General features: G+C 68.7%; 17 protein-coding genes. 14 read left to right on the top strand and 3 right to left on the bottom strand.

The genetic code is table 11. The features are described 5' to 3' along the window. The first annotated feature begins 70 nt into the window (after positions 1 to 70). The 6 genes from ACMV_RS04705 to ACMV_RS04680 are packed head-to-tail and all read left to right on the top strand — an operon-like array spanning position 71 to position 5,850. On the top strand, positions 71 to 1,165 hold the full coding sequence (locus ACMV_RS04705) for an acyltransferase family protein (protein ID WP_013639702.1): 1,095 nt from the start codon (positions 71 to 73) through the stop codon (positions 1,163 to 1,165). 33 nt (positions 1,166 to 1,198) lie between these two features. Further along, positions 1,199 to 2,512 (top strand): proline--tRNA ligase, encoded by a 1,314-nt coding sequence (proS, locus tag ACMV_RS04700; RefSeq protein WP_007422397.1) that lies wholly within the window; start codon positions 1,199 to 1,201, stop codon positions 2,510 to 2,512. Further along, positions 2,512 to 3,759, top strand: coding sequence for a lipoprotein-releasing ABC transporter permease subunit (locus ACMV_RS04695; protein ID WP_007422396.1), 1,248 nt, complete (start codon positions 2,512 to 2,514; stop codon positions 3,757 to 3,759). Before proS ends, ACMV_RS04695 begins: the two co-directional genes overlap by 1 nt. After that, positions 3,752 to 4,429, top strand: a complete 678-nt coding sequence (locus tag ACMV_RS04690; protein ID WP_013639701.1) for an ABC transporter ATP-binding protein — start codon at positions 3,752 to 3,754, stop codon at positions 4,427 to 4,429. Before ACMV_RS04695 ends, ACMV_RS04690 begins: the two co-directional genes overlap by 8 nt. Before the next feature lie 22 nt (positions 4,430 to 4,451). Next, the gene (locus ACMV_RS04685; protein ID WP_013639700.1) at positions 4,452 to 5,390 is read left to right on the top strand and encodes an alpha/beta hydrolase; all 939 of its coding nucleotides are present in this window, start codon (positions 4,452 to 4,454) and stop codon (positions 5,388 to 5,390) included. Then, the gene (locus ACMV_RS04680; protein WP_007422393.1) at positions 5,380 to 5,850 is read left to right on the top strand and encodes a phosphate-starvation-inducible PsiE family protein; all 471 of its coding nucleotides are present in this window, start codon (positions 5,380 to 5,382) and stop codon (positions 5,848 to 5,850) included. Before ACMV_RS04685 ends, ACMV_RS04680 begins: the two co-directional genes overlap by 11 nt. Here the strand turns inward: ACMV_RS04680 and ACMV_RS04675 are convergent. Then, positions 5,810 to 7,615, bottom strand: a complete 1,806-nt coding sequence (locus ACMV_RS04675) for an ABC-F family ATP-binding cassette domain-containing protein (protein ID WP_041665238.1) — start codon at positions 7,613 to 7,615, stop codon at positions 5,810 to 5,812. The two genes, ACMV_RS04680 and ACMV_RS04675, sit on opposite strands and share 41 nt — an antisense overlap. Positions 7,616 to 7,682: 67 nt before the next feature. Between ACMV_RS04675 and ACMV_RS04670 the strand changes: the two genes are divergently transcribed. Next, positions 7,683 to 9,287, top strand: coding sequence for an NAD(P)/FAD-dependent oxidoreductase (locus ACMV_RS04670; RefSeq protein WP_013639698.1), 1,605 nt, complete (start codon positions 7,683 to 7,685; stop codon positions 9,285 to 9,287). A 100-nt stretch (positions 9,288 to 9,387) separates the two neighbouring features. On the opposite strand, the gene ACMV_RS04665 is transcribed toward ACMV_RS04670, so the two are convergent. Both ACMV_RS04665 and ACMV_RS04660 read right to left on the bottom strand, forming a co-directional pair. Continuing rightward, a complete protein-coding gene (locus ACMV_RS04665) occupies positions 9,388 to 10,158 on the bottom strand; it encodes an exodeoxyribonuclease III (protein WP_007422650.1) in 771 nt (256 codons plus the stop codon). 7 nt (positions 10,159 to 10,165) lie between these two features. Next, the gene (locus ACMV_RS04660; protein WP_013639697.1) at positions 10,166 to 10,507 is read right to left on the bottom strand and encodes a HesB/IscA family protein; all 342 of its coding nucleotides are present in this window, start codon (positions 10,505 to 10,507) and stop codon (positions 10,166 to 10,168) included. Positions 10,508 to 10,586: 79 nt separating this feature from the next. Between ACMV_RS04660 and ACMV_RS04655 the strand changes: the two genes are divergently transcribed. The 7 genes from ACMV_RS04655 to scpB are packed head-to-tail and all read left to right on the top strand — an operon-like array spanning position 10,587 to position 17,381. Continuing rightward, positions 10,587 to 11,729 carry a deoxyguanosinetriphosphate triphosphohydrolase gene (locus ACMV_RS04655; RefSeq protein ID WP_007422648.1) on the top strand — a complete coding sequence of 381 codons (1,143 nt, stop codon included), beginning with the start codon at positions 10,587 to 10,589 and terminating at the stop codon, positions 11,727 to 11,729. Positions 11,730 to 11,738: 9 nt separating this feature from the next. Further along, positions 11,739 to 13,529: an arginine--tRNA ligase gene (locus ACMV_RS04650; protein WP_013639696.1), complete on the top strand. Its 1,791-nt coding sequence runs from the start codon at positions 11,739 to 11,741 to the stop codon at positions 13,527 to 13,529. Between the two features lie 25 nt (positions 13,530 to 13,554). Further along, a complete protein-coding gene (locus ACMV_RS04645; protein WP_148360933.1) occupies positions 13,555 to 14,421 on the top strand; it encodes an SPOR domain-containing protein in 867 nt (288 codons plus the stop codon). A 10-nt stretch (positions 14,422 to 14,431) separates the two neighbouring features. Then, positions 14,432 to 15,358, top strand: coding sequence for a beta-N-acetylhexosaminidase (nagZ, locus tag ACMV_RS04640; RefSeq protein WP_013639694.1), 927 nt, complete (start codon positions 14,432 to 14,434; stop codon positions 15,356 to 15,358). Next, on the top strand, positions 15,355 to 16,050 hold the full coding sequence (locus ACMV_RS04635; RefSeq protein ID WP_007421380.1) for a site-2 protease family protein: 696 nt from the start codon (positions 15,355 to 15,357) through the stop codon (positions 16,048 to 16,050). Before nagZ ends, ACMV_RS04635 begins: the two co-directional genes overlap by 4 nt. Then, positions 16,037 to 16,831, top strand: a complete 795-nt coding sequence (locus tag ACMV_RS04630) for a segregation and condensation protein A (protein ID WP_013639693.1) — start codon at positions 16,037 to 16,039, stop codon at positions 16,829 to 16,831. Before ACMV_RS04635 ends, ACMV_RS04630 begins: the two co-directional genes overlap by 14 nt. Continuing rightward, complete coding sequence (gene scpB / locus ACMV_RS04625; RefSeq protein ID WP_007421382.1) at positions 16,824 to 17,381, top strand: SMC-Scp complex subunit ScpB; 558 nt, start codon at positions 16,824 to 16,826, stop codon at positions 17,379 to 17,381. Before ACMV_RS04630 ends, scpB begins: the two co-directional genes overlap by 8 nt. Positions 17,382 to 17,403 lie beyond the last annotated feature (22 nt).

Genomic DNA, 17,403 nt, shown 5'->3' with positions numbered 1-17,403 from the left:
GTTTCCTCCCTGAACTTGGCCCGCTGGCCCTGTGGCCGGCGGGTTTTTTTCCGTCCATGATCGGCCGCCGATGATGGGACGCGGCGAACTGACCGATCTGACCTCGTGCCGCGCGCTCTTCGCGCTCTGGGTCTTTGCCTATCACGTCAATCTGCAGGTGGAGTACGCGCACTGGCTCGGCCCGTTCGCGCCGGTCGTGGAACACGGTTATCTCGGCGTCGACGGCTTTTTCATTCTCTCCGGTCTGATTCTCACTCGGGTCGATGCCGACACGCCCTTCACCGTGCGCGGGGCCTTGCGGTTCTGGGGAAAGCGGCTGGCGCGGATCTATCCGGTGCATATCGCGGTAATCGCGCTGCTCGGCGGGCTGTTCCTTGCCGGTATCGCGGCCGGCATCCCCCCGCGCGAGCCGGCCCGCTTCGCGGGCTTCGCACTGCTCTGCCATCTCGCCCTCGTTCAGGGCTGGGGGACGCTTGATCACTGGGCGTGGAACTATCCCTCCTGGTCGATCAGCAGCGAATGGGCCGGTTATCTGCTGTTTCCGCTGCTGATCGCGTGCTACCGCGTCTTCTACAAGGGGGCGCTGGCGATCTCTCTGCCGCTCTGTTTCAGCATTCTCGCCACGGTCGCCGATATCCATGGCGGGCTGAACCTGACCTTCGGCGGCTCGTTGCTGCGCTTCTTTCCGGAATTCATCGCCGGAATGGCGACAACGGCGTTCATCCCCTTCATCGCCGACGAGGCGCCGAACCGCATCATCGCGCTTGCCGGCGCAGCGTTGGCGGTCGCCTTCGCCGCGACCGGGCACGACGCGATGACCGTGCTCGGCCTCTGGCTGATGCTTTATGGCCTCGCCATGCAGGGAGATGCCGAACGGCCGGCGAGCATCGGCGCCATCCGCCCGCTGCGCGCCATGGGCGTGATATCCTATGCGTTCTACATGAGTTTTGCGCCGGCCGAACTCCTCACCACGCAGTTTTTCCGGCATCTGGGCATCGCGCGCGCGGCCGCGCCGCTGGCGGTCGCCTCCATGCTTGCGGCGCTCACGCTCGGCCTTGCCGTGCTGCTGCACGTGCTCATCGAGAAGCCCGCGCGCATCGCCCTCAACCGCCGCTTCGATCCGTCCCGCGCCGCGGCTCTGGCCGCGGGCAGCGTGGCGCTGTAATCAGGCGACCGACCCAACCGATCAGGACCCATCATGCGCCTTTCCCGCTCGCTCATTCCCACCCTCAAGGAAACGCCCGCCGAAGCGCAGATCGTCTCGCACCGGCTGATGCTGCGCGCCGGGCTGATCCGCCAGCAATCGGCCGGAATCTACGCCTGGCTGCCGGCGGGGCTGCGGGTGCTGCACAACATCGCCAATATCGTCCGCGAGGAACAGGCGCGCGCCGGCTCCCAGGAAATCCTGATGCCGACGATCCAGTCCGCCGAGCTATGGCGCGAAAGCGGGCGCTACGACGCTTATGGCCCGGAAATGCTGCGCATCCGCGACCGTCATGATCGCGAGATGCTCTACGGCCCGACCAACGAGGAAATGCTCACCGCGATCATGCGCGATTCGGTGCAGTCCTACCGCGACCTGCCGCAGATGCTCTACCAGATCCAGTGGAAATTCCGCGACGAGGTCCGCCCGCGCTTCGGCGTGCTGCGCGGCCGCGAATTCTACATGAAGGACGGCTACAGCTTCGATCTCGACTATGAAGGCGCGGTCGAAAGCTATCGGCGGATGATGCTGGCCTATATGCGCACCTTCAAGCGCATGGGCGTGCGCGCGGTGCCGATGCGCGCCGATACCGGCCCGATCGGCGGCAATCTCTCGCACGAATTCCACATTCTGGCGCCGACCGGCGAGAGCGGCGTGTTCTACGATTCGAGCTTCGAGACGATCGAGCTCGGCGACGATGCCTACGACTACGAGGCCCGCGCCGATCTCGACGCGTTTTTCGACCGCATGACCTCGCTTTACGCCGCGACCGACGAGAAGCACGACGAGGCCGCCTGGGCGAAGGTGCCCGAGGATCGCCGCCGCGAGGGCAGGGGGATCGAGGTCGGCCAGATCTTCTATTTCGGCACCAAATACAGCCAGGCGATGAATTTCACCGTGGTCGGGCCGGACGGTGCGCGCCTGCACCCCGAAATGGGCAGCTACGGCATCGGCGTCTCGCGGTTGACCGGCGCGATCATCGAGGCGAGCCATGACGAAGCGGGGATCATCTGGCCCGACGCGATCGCGCCGTTCCGTGCCTCGATCCTCAACCTCCGCCAGGGCGATCAGGTGACCGACGCGCTGTGCGAGCGGATCTACGACGCCCTCGGCCGCGATGCGCTCTATGACGACCGCGAGGCCCGCGCCGGCGAGAAATTCGCCGATGCCGACCTGATGGGCCATCCTTGGCAGGTCATCGTCGGCCCGCGCGGCGCGGCGAAGGGCCAGGTCGAGCTCAAGCACCGCCGCACCGGCGAGCGCGCCGAACTCGACATCGAGTCGGCACTCGCGAAAGTGCGCGTCTGATGTTCTCCGCCTTCGAGCGCCGGGTCGCCTTCCGTTACCTGCGCGCCCGCAAGGGTGAGCGGTTCGTCTCGATCATCGCCATCTTCTCGCTGGTCGGCATCGCCCTCGGGGTGGCGACGCTGATCATCGTGATGAGCGTGATGAACGGATTCCGCCAGGAATTGCTGGCGCAGATCCTCGGCCTCAACGGCGATATCGGTGTCTACGGCGCCGGCCACAACATCACCCAATACGACGCCGCGGCCGGGCGGCTCGAAAAGATCCCGGGCGTGATCAGCGCCATCCCGATCGTGCAGGGCGAGGTGCTGATGACCGGGCCGCATGGCGGCGCGATCGGCGGGGTGGCGCGGGGCATCCAGCCGGACGGGCTGGCGAAGCTGCGGACCGTTTCGCGGCATATCGTCGCCGGCTCACTGAAGGATTTCACCGGCCGCAACATCGCGGTCGGCGCCGGCGTGGCCAGCCAGCTCGGCATTTCGCTCGGCGGCACCATCACCCTCGTGCTGCCGCAGGGCGATGCCACCATCATCGGCACCATTCCGCGCATCCAGAGCTTTCATGTCAGCGCGATCTTCCGCACCGGCATGGCGCAATACGATTCGAGCTTCGTGTTCCTGCCGCTCACCTCGGCGCAGACGCTGTTCCGCGCAAAGGATGCCGCGACGCAGATCCAGCTTTTCGTGAAAAACCCCGACAATACCGGCCCGATCAAGGCGGCCATCCCGAAGGTGATGGGCAGCGCGCCGGTCAACGTGGTGGACTGGCAGGACAGCAACAACGCCTTCTTCGCGGCGGTCAATGTCGAGCGGAACGTGATGTTCCTGATCCTCACGCTGATCATCGTCGTTGCCGTGTTCAACGTGGTGTCCTCGATGATCATGATGGTGAAGGACAAGACCGCCGACATCGCCATCCTGCGCACGATGGGGGCGACTTCGGGCTCGATCATGCGGATCTTCTTCATGGTCGGCGCCTCGGTCGGCGTGATCGGCACGATCGCGGGTTTCGGCCTCGGCGTCGTCTTCTGCGCGCATATCGAGCAGATCAGGCAGTTCGTGCAGGGGCTGACCGGCACGCAGCTCTTCAACCCCACGGTCTATTACCTTGAATCCCTGCCGGCGAAGCTGGTCTGGAGCCAGGTGATCGAGGTCGTGGTGATCGCCATCGGCCTGTCCTTCGTCGCCACGCTCTATCCAAGCTGGCGGGCGGCGCGAACCGATCCGGTGGAGGCGCTGCGCCATGAGTGAGGTTCTGAAACTCGAAGGTGTTGTCCGCACCTTTCACAGCGAGGGCGAGGATCTGCACATCCTGCGCGGCGCCAATCTCTCGCTGCGCAGCGGCGAGATCGTCGCGCTGGTCGCCCCCTCCGGTTCCGGCAAATCCACCCTGCTCCATCTCGCCGGGCTTCTCGAAAAGCCGGATGGCGGCACCATCCGCATCGGCGGGATCGATACCGCGCGCCTTTCAGATTCCGAAAAGACCACGCTGCGCCTTAATGAAATCGGCTTCGTCTACCAGGCGCATCATCTGCTGGCCGAATTCACGGCGCTGGAAAACGCAGCCCTGCCGCAGCTCATCGCCGGAAGCACCCGCAAGGATGCCGAGGCCCGCGCCGCCCATCTGCTCGATGCGTTCGGCCTCGCCGCGCGCGCGCATCATCTGCCCGGCAAGCTCTCGGGCGGCGAGCGTCAGCGCGTTGCCATCGCGCGCGCCATGGCGAACGCGCCGAAGCTCCTGCTCGCCGACGAACCGACCGGCAATCTCGACGTCGCCACCGCCGATCTCGTGTTTGCCGAATTGCTGCGGGTAGTGCGGCACGAAAACATCGCGGCGCTGATCGCCACCCACAACCCCGATCTTGCCGCGCGCATGGATCGCGTGGTCATGCTGCGCGATGGCCATCTCGTGGATGGCTGAACAACAAGGGGAGACTCCGTCGATGGCAGAACTCGACAGTAGCGCCGCCACAGCGCTTGAACTCATCCGTGCCGCGGGCCGCCCGCCGGCCGACCAGCTGAGCCCGGCCGAAGCGCGGATCGGTTATCTGCAGGCGCGCGGCGCCCTTTCGCCGCAGCCGCCAGCGATCACGCATGTGGGCGATCTTGACGCCCAGGGCCGCAACGGCGCCATTCCGCTTCGCCTTTATCGCGATGGGGATGATGAAGCGGCGCGCGGCTGTCTCGTCTATTTCCATGGTGGTGGCTGGGTGATCGGTGATCGCGACACGCATGATGTCGTCTGCCGGCAGATCGCGCAGCGCAGCCGCGCAGTGGTGATTTCCGTCGATTACCGGCTCGGCCCCGAGCACAAATTCCCCGCCGCCGTCGAGGATGCGATCGACGCCACCGCCTGGGTCGCCAAGCACGCCGATGAACTCGGCATCGATGCGAAGCGCCTCGCCGTCGGCGGCGACAGCGCGGGCGGCAACCTCGCCGCCGTCGTCGCGATCGATGCGCGCGACAATGCCGGCCCCGCCATCGCGATGCAGGCGCTGGTCTATCCCTCGACCGACATGCTCGGCTCGACCGAAAGTCACGAGGCCTTCGCCGAGAACTACATGCTGACGAAGTCGATGATGACCTATTTCCGCGCCCACTACCTGCGCTCGGCGGATGACAAGGCGGACTGGCGCGCCTCGCCGATGCGCGCTGCGCGGCATGACGGGCTGCCGCCGGCCCTGGTCATCACCGCCGGCTTCGATCCGCTGCGCGACGAGGGCGAGGCCTATGCGCGGCGGCTCGCGGAACGCGGCGTTGCGGTCACACTGCGGCGCTTTCCGGGGCAGATCCACGGCTTCCTGACGATGGGCCGAGTGATTCCCGAAGCCGGCGAGGCGGTTGACGAAATCGTCGCGACGATGGCGGCCCGTGGCGTCTGACGGAACCGAGAGGCCGCGCGGACGCTGGCGCGGCCTCGTCTTCCGCGGCTACGACATCGCGGTGGACGCGGTGATCCTCGGCGTCATCCCGCTGATGCTCGTCGCCCTCGCCTTCGCCTTTCTCGAGGCGGTTGCCAGCACGATCCATCTCTTTCCGGATTTCCGGCCACAGACGATGGACACCTTCACCCTGCGGGTGCTGGTGGAGCAGATTCTCGACGTCGTCATCCTCATCGAGCTGTTCAACACCTTCATGGATTATGCCCGCACGAGGCGCATCCGGCTGTCGACGCTGCTCGACGTGACGATCGTCTTTTCCCTCCGTGAGGTGCTGATCAAGCTCTACGGCCAGAAATTCTCGGCGGAAGACATCATCACGCTGGTCGTCGTCATCATCGTGCTGGTCATCGCGCGCAGCATCACGATGAGGTTTTCCCCTCATCCGCCGTCTCGCGCCTGAGTTCGAGGTCGAGCCATTCGGCCTCGAGCGCGGCGAGCCGCTCCTGGAGTCCGCCTACCGTTTCACTGGCCTTGCGGAACCCATCGGCGTCGCGGGTGAAGAAATCGGGGTCGGCGAGGCGGGCCTCGTGCCGGGCGATGCCGGCCTGAAGCGTTTCCATCTCGCTTTCGAGTTCCTTGAGCCGGTGACGGTCGCGGAAGGAAAACGCCGAGGCCGCGGCCTTGGGTTTCGGCGGCGGCGCGGCCGGCTTGCGCGGCCCTGCCTCGCGCGTTTCACGCGGGCCGCGCTGGGCCAGCATGTCCGCATAGCCGCCGGCATACTCCACCCACCGCCCGTCGCCCTCCGCCGCGAGCGTGGAGGTCGCGACGCGGTCGAGAAAGTCGCGGTCATGGCTGACCAGCAGCACCGTGCCGGCATAGTCCGACAGCATATCCTGCAGGATGTCGAGCGTTTCGAGATCGAGATCGTTGGTTGGTTCGTCGAGGATCAGCAGGTTCGACGGCCGTGCCATCGCGCAGGCCAGCAGCAGCCGGCCACGCTCGCCGCCCGACAGCGTGCCGACCGGCGTGCGCGCCTGTTCGGGGCGGAACAGGAAATCCTTCATGTAGCCGACGACATGGCGAAACTGCCCGCCGACCTCGACCATGTCGCTTCCCCCGCCGGTCAGCGTGTCGGCGAGGGTGCGGGCCGGGTCGAGGGCTGCGCGCTGCTGATCGAGGGTCGCCACGGCAAGGTTGGTGCCCTGGGTGATCGTGCCTGAGTCCGGCTCGATCTGCCCGGTCAGCAGCCGCAGCAGGGTGGTCTTGCCGGCACCGTTCGGCCCGACGATGCCAAGCCGGTCGCCACGCAGTACCCGCAGCGTCAGGTCGCGGATCACGCAGCGCTCGCCGAATGTTTTCGAGACGTGCTCGGCATCGACGACGATCTTGCCGGATAGTGCGGCGGCACTTGTCGTCACGTTCATCTCCCGCGCCTCGCGTCGCTCCTCGCGCTTGCGCGCGCGCAGGGCGGCGAGTTCGGCAACACGGCGGACATTGCGCTTGCGCCGCGCCGTCACGCCGTAGCGCATCCAGTCCTCCTCCCGCGCGATGGCGCGGGAGAGCTTCTGCGCGTCACGCTCCTCCTGTTCGAACACCTCGTCGCGCCAGGCCTCGAAATGCGAGAAGCCGCGATCGATCCGGCTGGTGCGGCCGCGATCGAGCCAGACGATGCTGCGCGTCACCGTCTCCAGCAGCCGCCGGTCATGGCTGATCAACACGATGCCGGCGCGCGAGGCCTTCAACTCGGCCTCCAGCCATTCGATCGCCGGCAGGTCGAGATGGTTCGTCGGCTCGTCGAGCAGCAGCACATCGGGCTCCGGCGCCAGCACCTTGGCCAGCGCGGCCCGCCGCGCCTCGCCGCCGGAGAGGCGGGCGGTACTCTCGGCGCCGGTCAGCCCAAGCCGGTCGAGGCAGGCGCGGGCGCGGTGCCCGTCCACTTCCGGATCGAGACCGTCGAACACGTAATCGAGCACGGTCGGGAAGCGGGTGAGGTCCGGCTCCTGCGGCAGGTAGCGCAGGGTGGCGCCAGGCTGCAGGAACCGCGTGCCGGAATCGGCCTCGGCGAGCCCCGCCGCGATCTTCAGCAGGGTGGACTTGCCCGATCCGTTCCGCCCGACGAGGCAGATCCGCTCGCCCGCGGCAATGCCGATTTCCGCCCCGTCGAGCAGCGGCGCGCCGCCGAGCGAGAGCCTTATGTCTTGCAGGTTGAGCAGGGGAGGAGCCATGCGCGCCTTGTGGCCAATCGCGGATCGCATGGCAAGCGAGCGCCGATCGGGGTATGAGAGCGCCGCCATGATCCGCCTGACCGAAATCCGCCTGCCGCTCGACCACACCCCCGACGCCCTGCGCGATGCGGTGCTCGCCCGCCTCGGCATTGGCGAGGCCGCGCTGCGCGGCTTCACCGTCTTCCGCCGCGCCGTCGATGCCCGCCGCAAGGCCGCGATCGTCCTCACCTACACGATCGATGTCGAGGCGGAGGACGAGGCGGGGCTTCTCGCCCGCCATGCTGCGAGCCGCCATGTCGGCCCGACGCCGGACATGACCTACCGGTTTCCGGACTCCCCTCCGCCGGCGCGCCGGCCCGTCGTCGTCGGCACCGGCCCCTGCGGCCTCTTCGCCGCCCTCATCCTCGCCCAGGCAGGGCTGCGCCCGCTGATCCTGGAACGCGGCAAGGTGGTGCGCGAGCGCACGAAGGATACCTGGGCGCTCTGGCGGCGCGGCGTGCTGACGCCCGAATCCAACGTCCAGTTCGGCGAGGGCGGGGCAGGGACGTTCTCCGACGGCAAGCTCTACAGCCAGATCAGCGATCCCAACCATCTCGGCCGCAAGGTGCTGACCGAATTCGTCGCTGCCGGTGCGCCGGAGGAAATCTTCTACGTCGCGCATCCGCATATCGGCACCTTCCGCCTCGTCGGCATGGTCGAGACCATGCGCGCGACGATCGAGCGGCTCGGCGGGGAATACCGCTTCGGCGCCAGGGTGACCGACCTTGCCATCGACACCACCGGCGCAGCCCGGCAGGTCCGCGGCGTGGTGCTGGACTCCGGCGAGACGATAGAGACCGACCACGTCATTCTCGCCATCGGCCATTCCTCTCGCGACACCTTCACCATGCTGCGCGACCGCGGCGTGCATCTCGACAAGAAGCCCTTCGCCATCGGGTTCCGCATCGAGCATCCGCAATCGATGATCGATCGCGCCCGCTACGGCGATCATGCCGGCCACAAGCTGCTCGGCGCCGCCGACTACAAGCTGGTGCATCACGCGCGGAACGGCCGCAGCGCCTACAGCTTCTGCATGTGCCCCGGCGGCACCGTGGTCGCCGCCACGTCCGAGCCGGGCCGCGTGGTCACCAACGGCATGAGCCAGTATTCGCGCAACGAGCGCAATGCCAATGCCGGGATCGTGGTCGGGATATCGCCGGAGGATTTTCCGGGCGACGTTCTGGCCGGCGTCGAACTGCAGCGCCGCCTCGAAGAAGCGGCCTATGTGGCGGGCGGGTCGAACTACAACGCGCCCGGACAACTGGTCGGTGATTTTCTCGCCGGCCGCGCCTCGACGGATTTCGGCGCCGTGATCCCGTCCTACCGCCCCGGCGTCACCCTCACCGATCTCTCGCAGTCACTCCCGGACTACGCCATCGAGGCGATCCGCGAGGCACTGCCGGCATTCGGGCAGAAAATCAAGGGCTTCGATCGCGAGGATGCGGTGCTGACAGGTATCGAAACCCGCACCTCGGCACCGATCCGCATCACCCGCGGGGCGGATGGGCAGAGCCTGAACACGCGCGGCCTGTTCCCCGCCGGCGAGGGTGCGGGCTATGCCGGTGGCATTCTCTCGGCGGGGGTCGATGGCATCCGCGCCGCCGAGGCCGTTGCCCGAAGCCTCGCCGCCTAGAGCAACATCCGATCAGATGGAGTCATCTGATCGGATAAAGATGCTCTGATAATCAACAAGATAGAGCACGACATCCGATCCGGATGGATCGGAACGTGCTCTAATCGCGGAGCGAAACAATCACCGGCACATGGTCGGAAGGCTGCGGCTTGTCCCGCTCCTCGCGTGCGACGCGCACCGTGTCGAGCCGCTCCGCCACGCGCGGCGAGAGCAACGCATGGTCGATCCGCAGCCCCCGGTCGCGCTGCCAGGCGCCGGCCTGATAGTCCCAGAACGTATAGAGCGTTTCATCCGGATGGAGCGCCCTCAGCGCATCGGTCAGGCCGAGCCAGATCAGCGCGCGGAACGCCGCCCGGCTTTCCGGCCGCACCAGCGCGTCATCCGCCGGCAGCGCGCCTTTGGCCAGATCCGCATCGGTGGGGCAGACATTGTAATCACCGGCCAGGATGAAGTCGCGGTCATGCTCCAGCAGCGAGGCGGCATGCCGGCGCAGCTTCTCCATCCAGTCGAGCTTGGCCGCGAAGCCGTCGCCGCCGCCGGAATTGCCGTTCGGCAGGTAGAGATTGCCAACCAGCAGGCCGCCGGCCTCGATCTCGATGAACCGCGCCGCCGCGTCTTCCTCCTCGCCGGGCAGGCGCCGGTGGGTCACCGTCACCGCCCCGCGCGAGAGCACCGCGACGCCGTTATACGCCTTCTGCCCGACGACCTCGGCGCGGTATCCCTCCGCCTCGAAGGCGGCAGCCGGAAACTGCTGAGTCTCGCACTTGATTTCCTGCAGCAGCAGCAGATCGGGCTGCTCGCGCTTGAGAAAATCCGCGATCAGCCCAGCCCGCGTGCGTGCCGAATTGACGTTCCAGGTCGCGATTCGCACGCCGCGCTCAGTCGACCGAGAAGGACGAGCCGCAGCCGCAGGACGAGGTCGCGTTCGGGTTGCCCACGGCGAAATAGGCACCCATCAGCGTGTCCTTGAAATCGAGTTCGGCGCCGTCCAGCAGGTCGAGGCTCGCAGGATCGACGACCACTTTCGCGCCGCCACGCTCGAACACCACGTCATCGGCCGCCATCTCGCGGGTGAGGTCGAACCTGTATTGAAACCCGTTGCAGCCGCCCGCCAGAACCTCGACCCGCAGGGCCGCGTCGGGGCTTTCCGCCGCCACGATGGCGGCGATCCGCGCCGCCGCCGCCTCACTGATCCGGAACCGGTCCATCGTCTCGCTCATGCCGCTGAATATAAGCGCTCATCCGCCGGATCGCCAGCGTCGCTTGGACAAGCCTGCGCTCTCCTAGTAAGCCGGGGCCATGTCACTCGCCCCCTACGCTGCCCGCGCCGAGGCCTCGCGCGGCCGCCAGCATCCCGAGCCCGAAAGCGCGACCCGTTCCCCCTTCGCGCGCGACCGCGACCGTGTGCTCCATTCGGCCGCCTTCCGCACATTGCAATACAAGACCCAGGTCTTCGTGATCCACGAGGGCGACTTCTACCGCACCCGGCTGACCCACAGCCTCGAAGTGGCGCAGATCGCCCGCAGCATCGCCCGTGGCCTCGGGCTCGACGAGGATTTGACCGAAACCCTCGCCCTCGCGCACGATCTCGGCCACCCGCCCTTCGGCCATGCCGGCGAGGCCGGGCTGAACGATGCGCTCGGCGAGCATGGCGGCTTCGACCACAACGCCCAGAGCCTGCGCACCGTCACCCTGCTGGAACGCCGCTATGCCGGGTTCGACGGGCTGAACCTCACCTGGGAATCGCTGGAGGGGCTGGCCAAGCATAACGGCCCGCTGACCGCGCCACCCGCCTATATCGCCGCCTTCGATGCCGCCTATCCGCTCGATCTCGCCCGCCAGGCCTCGGCCGAGGCGCAGGTCGCCGCCCTTGCGGACGACATCGCCTATCATGCCCACGACATCGACGACGGGCTGCGCGCCGGCCTGTTCACGCCGGACGATCTCGCCGCCGTGCCGATCATCGGTGCCACCCTGGCGGAGGCTCGCGCTCTGACGGCCGATCCGGTCCGCATCCGCGCCCATGCCGTGCGGCAGATGATCGGCGTACTGGTCAGCGGCGCGCTGGCCGAGAGCCGCCGCCGGCTGGCTGCCCTCGCGCCCGCCGATTCCGATGCGGTGCGCGCCTGCCCGGACGCGGTGATCGGCTTCGCGCCGGAGCTTGCCGCGGAGAATGCCGAAATCCGCCGCTTCCTCTACGCGCGGATGTATCGCCAATGGCGCGTCAACCGCATGACCCACAAGGTCGAGCTCGTGGTGCGCGACATGGCCCGCCTGCTGCTCGCCCGGCCGGACCTGCTGCCCGATGACTGGCGCAACGCCGCCGGCGCGCCGCGCAGCATGACGGCGGCCGAGGCGGTGCGCGACTATATCGCCGGCATGACCGACCGCGCCGCGCTCGACGAGCATCGCCGCCTGACCGACCCCCATTCTCCCGCCTGAGGTTTCCGCATGTCCCACAACATCTTCAATGCCCTGCGCCGGCTGATCCTCGCCGAAATGGCGCGCCTGTTCCCGGCCCTCGATGCGGAAGTGCAGGCGCGGATCGAGGTATCGCCGACACGAGAGGCAGCGCATGGCGACATGGCGACCAATGCCGCGCTGATCGCCGCCAAGCCGCTCGGCCGTCCGCCGCGCGAGATCGCCACCGCCCTCGCCGCAGCACTTTCGGCCCTGCCGGATATCGCGAAGGCCGAGCCGGCCGGGCCGGGCTTCGTCAACCTCACTTTGACCGATCCGGTCTGGCACGCCGAGATCGCCGCCATCCTGCGCGCCGGCGAAGCCTTCGGCGCGAGCGCGATGGGGCAGGGGCGGCGGGTCAATGTCGAATACGTCTCCGCCAACCCGACCGGCCCGCTCACCGTCGGCCATTGCCGCGGCGCCGTGGTGGGCGACGCGCTGGCCTCGCTGCTGGCCAAGGCCGGGTATGACGTGACCCGCGAATACTACATCAATGATGCCGGCGCGCAGGTCACCGCACTCGCCTGGTCGGTCTACTGGCGCTATTTGCAGGCCCTCGGCACGCAGCTCACCGAGCACGATTTCGCGGCGGCCACGCCGACCGGCCTGCAATATCCGGGTGATTACCTGATCCCGGTGGCCGAGGCGCTGGTCGCCGCCCATGGCGACGCGCTCGCGGGCCCCGGCCTGTCCATCGCCCCCGCCGAGGCCTGGCTCGACACGGTCCGCCGCCACGCGATTGAGTCGATGATGGCGCTGATCCGCGAGGATCTCGCCGCCCTCAACGTCCGCCAGGACGTCTTCACCAGCGAGGCGGCGCTGATCGCCGCGGGCGGCGTCGAGCGCGCCGAGGCGATCCTGCGCGGCCAGGACCTGCTCTACGAGGGCGTGCTGGAGCCGCCCAAGGGCAAGACGCCTGAGGACTGGGAACCGCGCGAGCAGACGCTGTTCCGCGCCACCGGCTTCGGCGACGATGTCGACCGCCCGGTTCGCAAGTCGGACGGCTCGAACACATATTTCTTCAACGACATCGCCAACCACGCCGACAAGATGGCCCGCGGCTTCGACACGATGATCGATGTCTGGGGCGCCGATCATGGCGGCTACGTCAAGCGGATGCAGGCGGCGGTGAAGGCGCTCGCCGCCGGGCGCGACGCCACGCTCGACATCGTGCTGTGCCAGATCGTCCGCGTGATGAAGGACGGCACGCCGATGCGCATGTCGAAACGCGCCGGCACCTATATCGAGCTGCGCGACCTCATCGACGCGGTCGGGCCGGATGTCGTCCGCTTCATCATGCTGATGCGCAAGTCCGACGCGCAGATGGAGTTCGACCTCGATGCCGCGGTGGCGCAGACACGGGAAAACCCGGTCTTCTACGTGCAGTATGCCCATGCCCGCTGCCGCTCGGTGCTGCGCGCCGCGGCCGAGATGCCCGAACTCGGCGACACCGTCGATGCCGCCCTCGCGGAGGCCGCGCTCGCCAGCCTGACCGCGCCCGAGGAACTGGCGCTGGTCCGCCGCCTCGCCGCCTGGCCACGCCTCGTCGAATCCGCCGCCCAGGCGCGCGAGCCGCACCGAATCGGATTTTTCCTGTATGATCTGGCGGGCGACTTCCATGCGCTGTGGAATGCCGGCCGCGCCGATGCCACGCTGCGGTTCATCCAGGCCGATGCCGTCGAGGCCAGCCGGGCGCGGCTCGCGCTGGTGGCGGCGACCGCGGTGGTCATCCGCTCCGGCCTCGCGGTGATGGGGGTCGCCCCGGTCGAGGAGATGCGCTGAGCGGCGCCGGCTGCCCGGAGAGATGATGGACCGACAGGATTACGACGACGAGATCGACATTCCGCCCTATGCCGTGCGGCGTCCGCCCACGCGCGGGTTCGATCCGGAAATGCGCCGGATCGCGCTCATCGCCGGCGGGTTCGCGGGGGCGATCGTCCTTGTCGCGCTGATCTGGGGCGGTGTGCATCCGCGCCTCGGTCCGCCGCCGGTGATCAAGCCGCCGCCAGGGCCGATGCGCACGGCACCCGCCAATCCCGGCGGCCTGCAGGTGCCTGGGGCTAACGAGCAGATCATGTCCGGCACCACGGCCTCGGGGCCGCCCCGGCTCGCACCGCCGCCGCCCCAGCCGGATTTCTCCAAGCTCGCCGCCGAGGCGAACTCGGCGCAGCCCAAGCCGAAGATGCCCACAGCCGCCGCCGTGCAGACCCAACCGCCCGGTGCGGGCCCGGTGACAACCCTGCCGCCGCCGCCCGTGCTGCCGCCATCCGCAGCAGCCCCGGCATCCGGCGCATCGGCCTCCGCCTCCGCCTCGGCCGCGCCGGCGGCACCGGCCACGACGCCAGCCACGGCCGCAGCCGCCGCGCCCAACCCGCAGGTCGGCAAGGCCATGCCCACGATCATCCCGCCCACGCAAGCCGCGAGTGCCGGACCGCATGACATCCAGCTCGGCGCCCTCGTCTCGATGGCGAAAGCCAATGAGGCCTGGCAGATCCTGCTTGCCCGCGTGCCCGACCTGCTGGCCGGGCGCACCCCCGTCGTTGTGCCGGGCACGGTGAACGGGCAGACCTTCTACCGGCTGCGCCTTGGCGGCTTCGCCAGCGCCGCCGCCGCCGCCGCGTTCTGCGACCGGTTGAAGACCCGCCACGTCGCCTGCTACGTCCCGCCGAAGTGAGGCACCGTCCATGAAGGCCGCCATACTCGGCATCGCCGGCCCCACCCTCGCGCCGGAGGAACGCGCGCTGTTCGCCGAGCATCCGCCGGCGGGCGTGATCCTGTTCGGCCGCAACATCGCCGACCCGGCGCAGCTCTGCGATCTCGTCGCCGCGCTGCGCGAGAGCCTACCGAAAGAGGCGGTGCTGATGGTCGACCAGGAAGGCGGCCGCGTCGCCCGGCTGCGCGCGCCGCACTGGCCCGAACTGCCGCCCGCCGCCCATCTCGGCGCCCTGTTCGCGACGGACCCCGACGCCGCCCGCAACGCCGCCCGCGCCCATGGCGCCGCGATCGGCGCGATGGCCCGCGACGCGGGGTTCGACGTCGTCGCCGCCCCGGTGCTCGACGTCCCGGTTCCGGGTGCGCATGACGTGATCGGCGACCGGGCGATCGCCGCCGACCCCGCCGTGGTCGGCGCGCTGGGGGCGGACATCGCCTGGGGCCTGATGTTCCAGGGCATCGTGCCGGTAATGAAGCACATGCCCGGCCACGGCCGCGCCGGGCTCGACAGCCATCACGGCCTGCCACGCGTCACCGCAACCGCGCTCGATACCGATTTCGCACCCTTCGCGGCGAATCGCGACCTGCCCTGGGGCATGACCGCGCATATCCTCTACGAGGCGCTCGACCCCGCCCATCCCGCGACCTTCTCGCGCCGGATCATCGAGGAGGTGATCCGCGGGCGGATCGGCTTCCGGGGCATCCTGGTCAGCGACGACCTCGCGATGGGCGCGCTCGACGGCGCGCCGGCCTCCCGCGCCCTGCGCGCCCTTGCCGCCGGCTGCGACCTTGCCCTCTACTGCCCCGGAGAGCCTGCGGCCAACCGCGCGGTGCTCGAAGCCGTGCCCGATCTCGACGTAGCGCTGATCCCCCGCCTCAAGCAGACGGCGATTCCATGACCCATAACCCCATCCTTTCGGTCGTGATCAGCGTGCTCGCGGCGATCCCGGCGATCGTGTTGCATGAACTCGCGCATGGCTACGCCGCGCTGGCCCTGGGTGACCGCACGGCCCAGCGCGCCGGGCGGCTCTCGTTCAATCCGCTGCGCCATGTCGACCGGTTCGGCACGGTGATCCTGCCGCTGTTTCTCATCGCCAGCCAGCTTCTGACGATCGGACGGATCGACTTCATGTTCGGCTGGGCGAAGCCGGTGCCGGTGGACCCGACCGGGTTCCGCGATCCGCGGCGCGGCATGGCGATCGTTGCCGCCGCCGGCCCGCTGTCGAATTTCGTCCTCGCCCTCGCCGCCGCCTTCGCCATCGCCGGCTTCGGGAATGTGCCGGTCCTTGGCGATTTCCTGCTCTATTTCCTGCTCTTCAACATCGTGCTCGGCCTGTTCAACCTGTTGCCGCTGCCCCCCTTCGACGGCGGGCGGATCGCCGTCGGCCTGCTGCCGCTACCCGCCGCCAGAATGCTCGCCCGCGTCGAGCGGCTCGGCATCCTGCTCATCCTTTCGGTGATCTTCATCCTGCCTGCGCTGCTCGGCCAGTTCGGCATCCGCTTCAACCCGGTATCGGACGCGCTCGGCCTCTGGGTGCCGCGCGTCGCTGCCTGGTTCCTCCACCTTGCTGGCGTCAATGCCGGATTCTGACGCCGCGCCGCCCTCCGAACCCGTCGAAGCCTTCATCGTCCGCTTCGAGGGGTTCGAGGGACCGCTCGACCTGTTGCTGGAACTGGCCCGCAGCCAGAAGGTCGATCTCGCCAATGTCTCGATCCTCGCCCTCGTCGAGCAATATCTCGCGATCGTCGAGGGCGCGCGGCGGGTGCGGCTGGAACTCGCGGCGGACTGGCTGGTCATGGCCGCCTGGCTCGCCTGGCTGAAATCCCGCCTGCTGCTGCCCGAGGACGAGACCGCCGCCGAAGAGGGCGAGATCGCCGCCGACGTGCTGGCCGCCCGGCTCCAGGCGCTGGAGGCCATCCGCGAGGGTGCCGCCTGGCTCGGCGCGCGGCCGCAACTCGGCCACGACGTCTTTCCCCGCGGCGCGCCCGAGGATTTCACCGAGATCGACCGCTCGCGGCTGCGCGTCGACCTCACCTCGCTGCTGACGGCCTATCTCGCCGCCCGCCGCCGGTCCGGCGCGAAGCGGCAATACCGGCCGAAGCCGATGAATTTCTGGTCGGTGCAGCAGGCGTTGGAGCGCCTGACCCGGCTGCTCGGCGCAACGCGGGACTGGACCGACCTCGCCGGCTTCCTGCCGCCCGAACTGCCCGATTCGCCCGAACCGCCGCTCGCCCGCCGCGCCGCCCTTTCCAGCACGCTGCTCGCCGGGCTCGAACTCGCCCGCGACGGCCAGCTCGCGCTCCGCCAGGAGCTGCCTTTCGGCCCCATCCAGATCCGTCCCGGCCCGGAGCCCGAACCCGACCATGAATGACACCGAACCGCCCAGTGCCCGCCCGCACGCCGAACGGCTGATCGAGGCGGTGATCTTCGCCAGCCGCGACCCGGTGCCGATGCGCACCCTCGCCACCCTGTTGCCCGAAGGCGAGGATCTCGACGCGGTGCTGGCCTCCCTCCGCGCCCGCCACGAGGGTGGTGGAATCGAACTGGTCGAGGCGGGGCAGGGGATGATGTTCCGCACCGCCCCGGATCTCGCGCCGGCGCTGCGCCGGGTCGTGGAAATCCCCCGCCGCCTGCCGCGCGCGGCGATGGAGACGCTCGCCGTCATCGCCTATCACCAGCCCGTCACCCGCGCCGAGATCGAGGAGATCCGCGGCGTCAGCCTCTCGCAATCGGCGCTTGATGCACTGCTTGAAGCCGATCTCGTGACCCCCGCCGGCCATCGCGAAGCCCCCGGCCGCCCGGCGCTCTGGGCCACGACGCCGCATTTCCTGGTCCAGTTCGGCCTCAAATCGCTGCGCGACCTGCCCAAGCGCAGCGATCTTCTGGTCGAGCCGGCCGGTCCGGCCCCCGCCGATCCTTGACCTCGGGCGCAGGACTGCTAGC

The organism is Acidiphilium multivorum AIU301 (assembly GCF_000202835.1).
GTDB classification, from domain to species: Bacteria; Pseudomonadota; Alphaproteobacteria; order Acetobacterales; family Acetobacteraceae; genus Acidiphilium; species Acidiphilium multivorum.
This window is presented reverse-complemented; position numbering and strand designations above follow the sequence as displayed.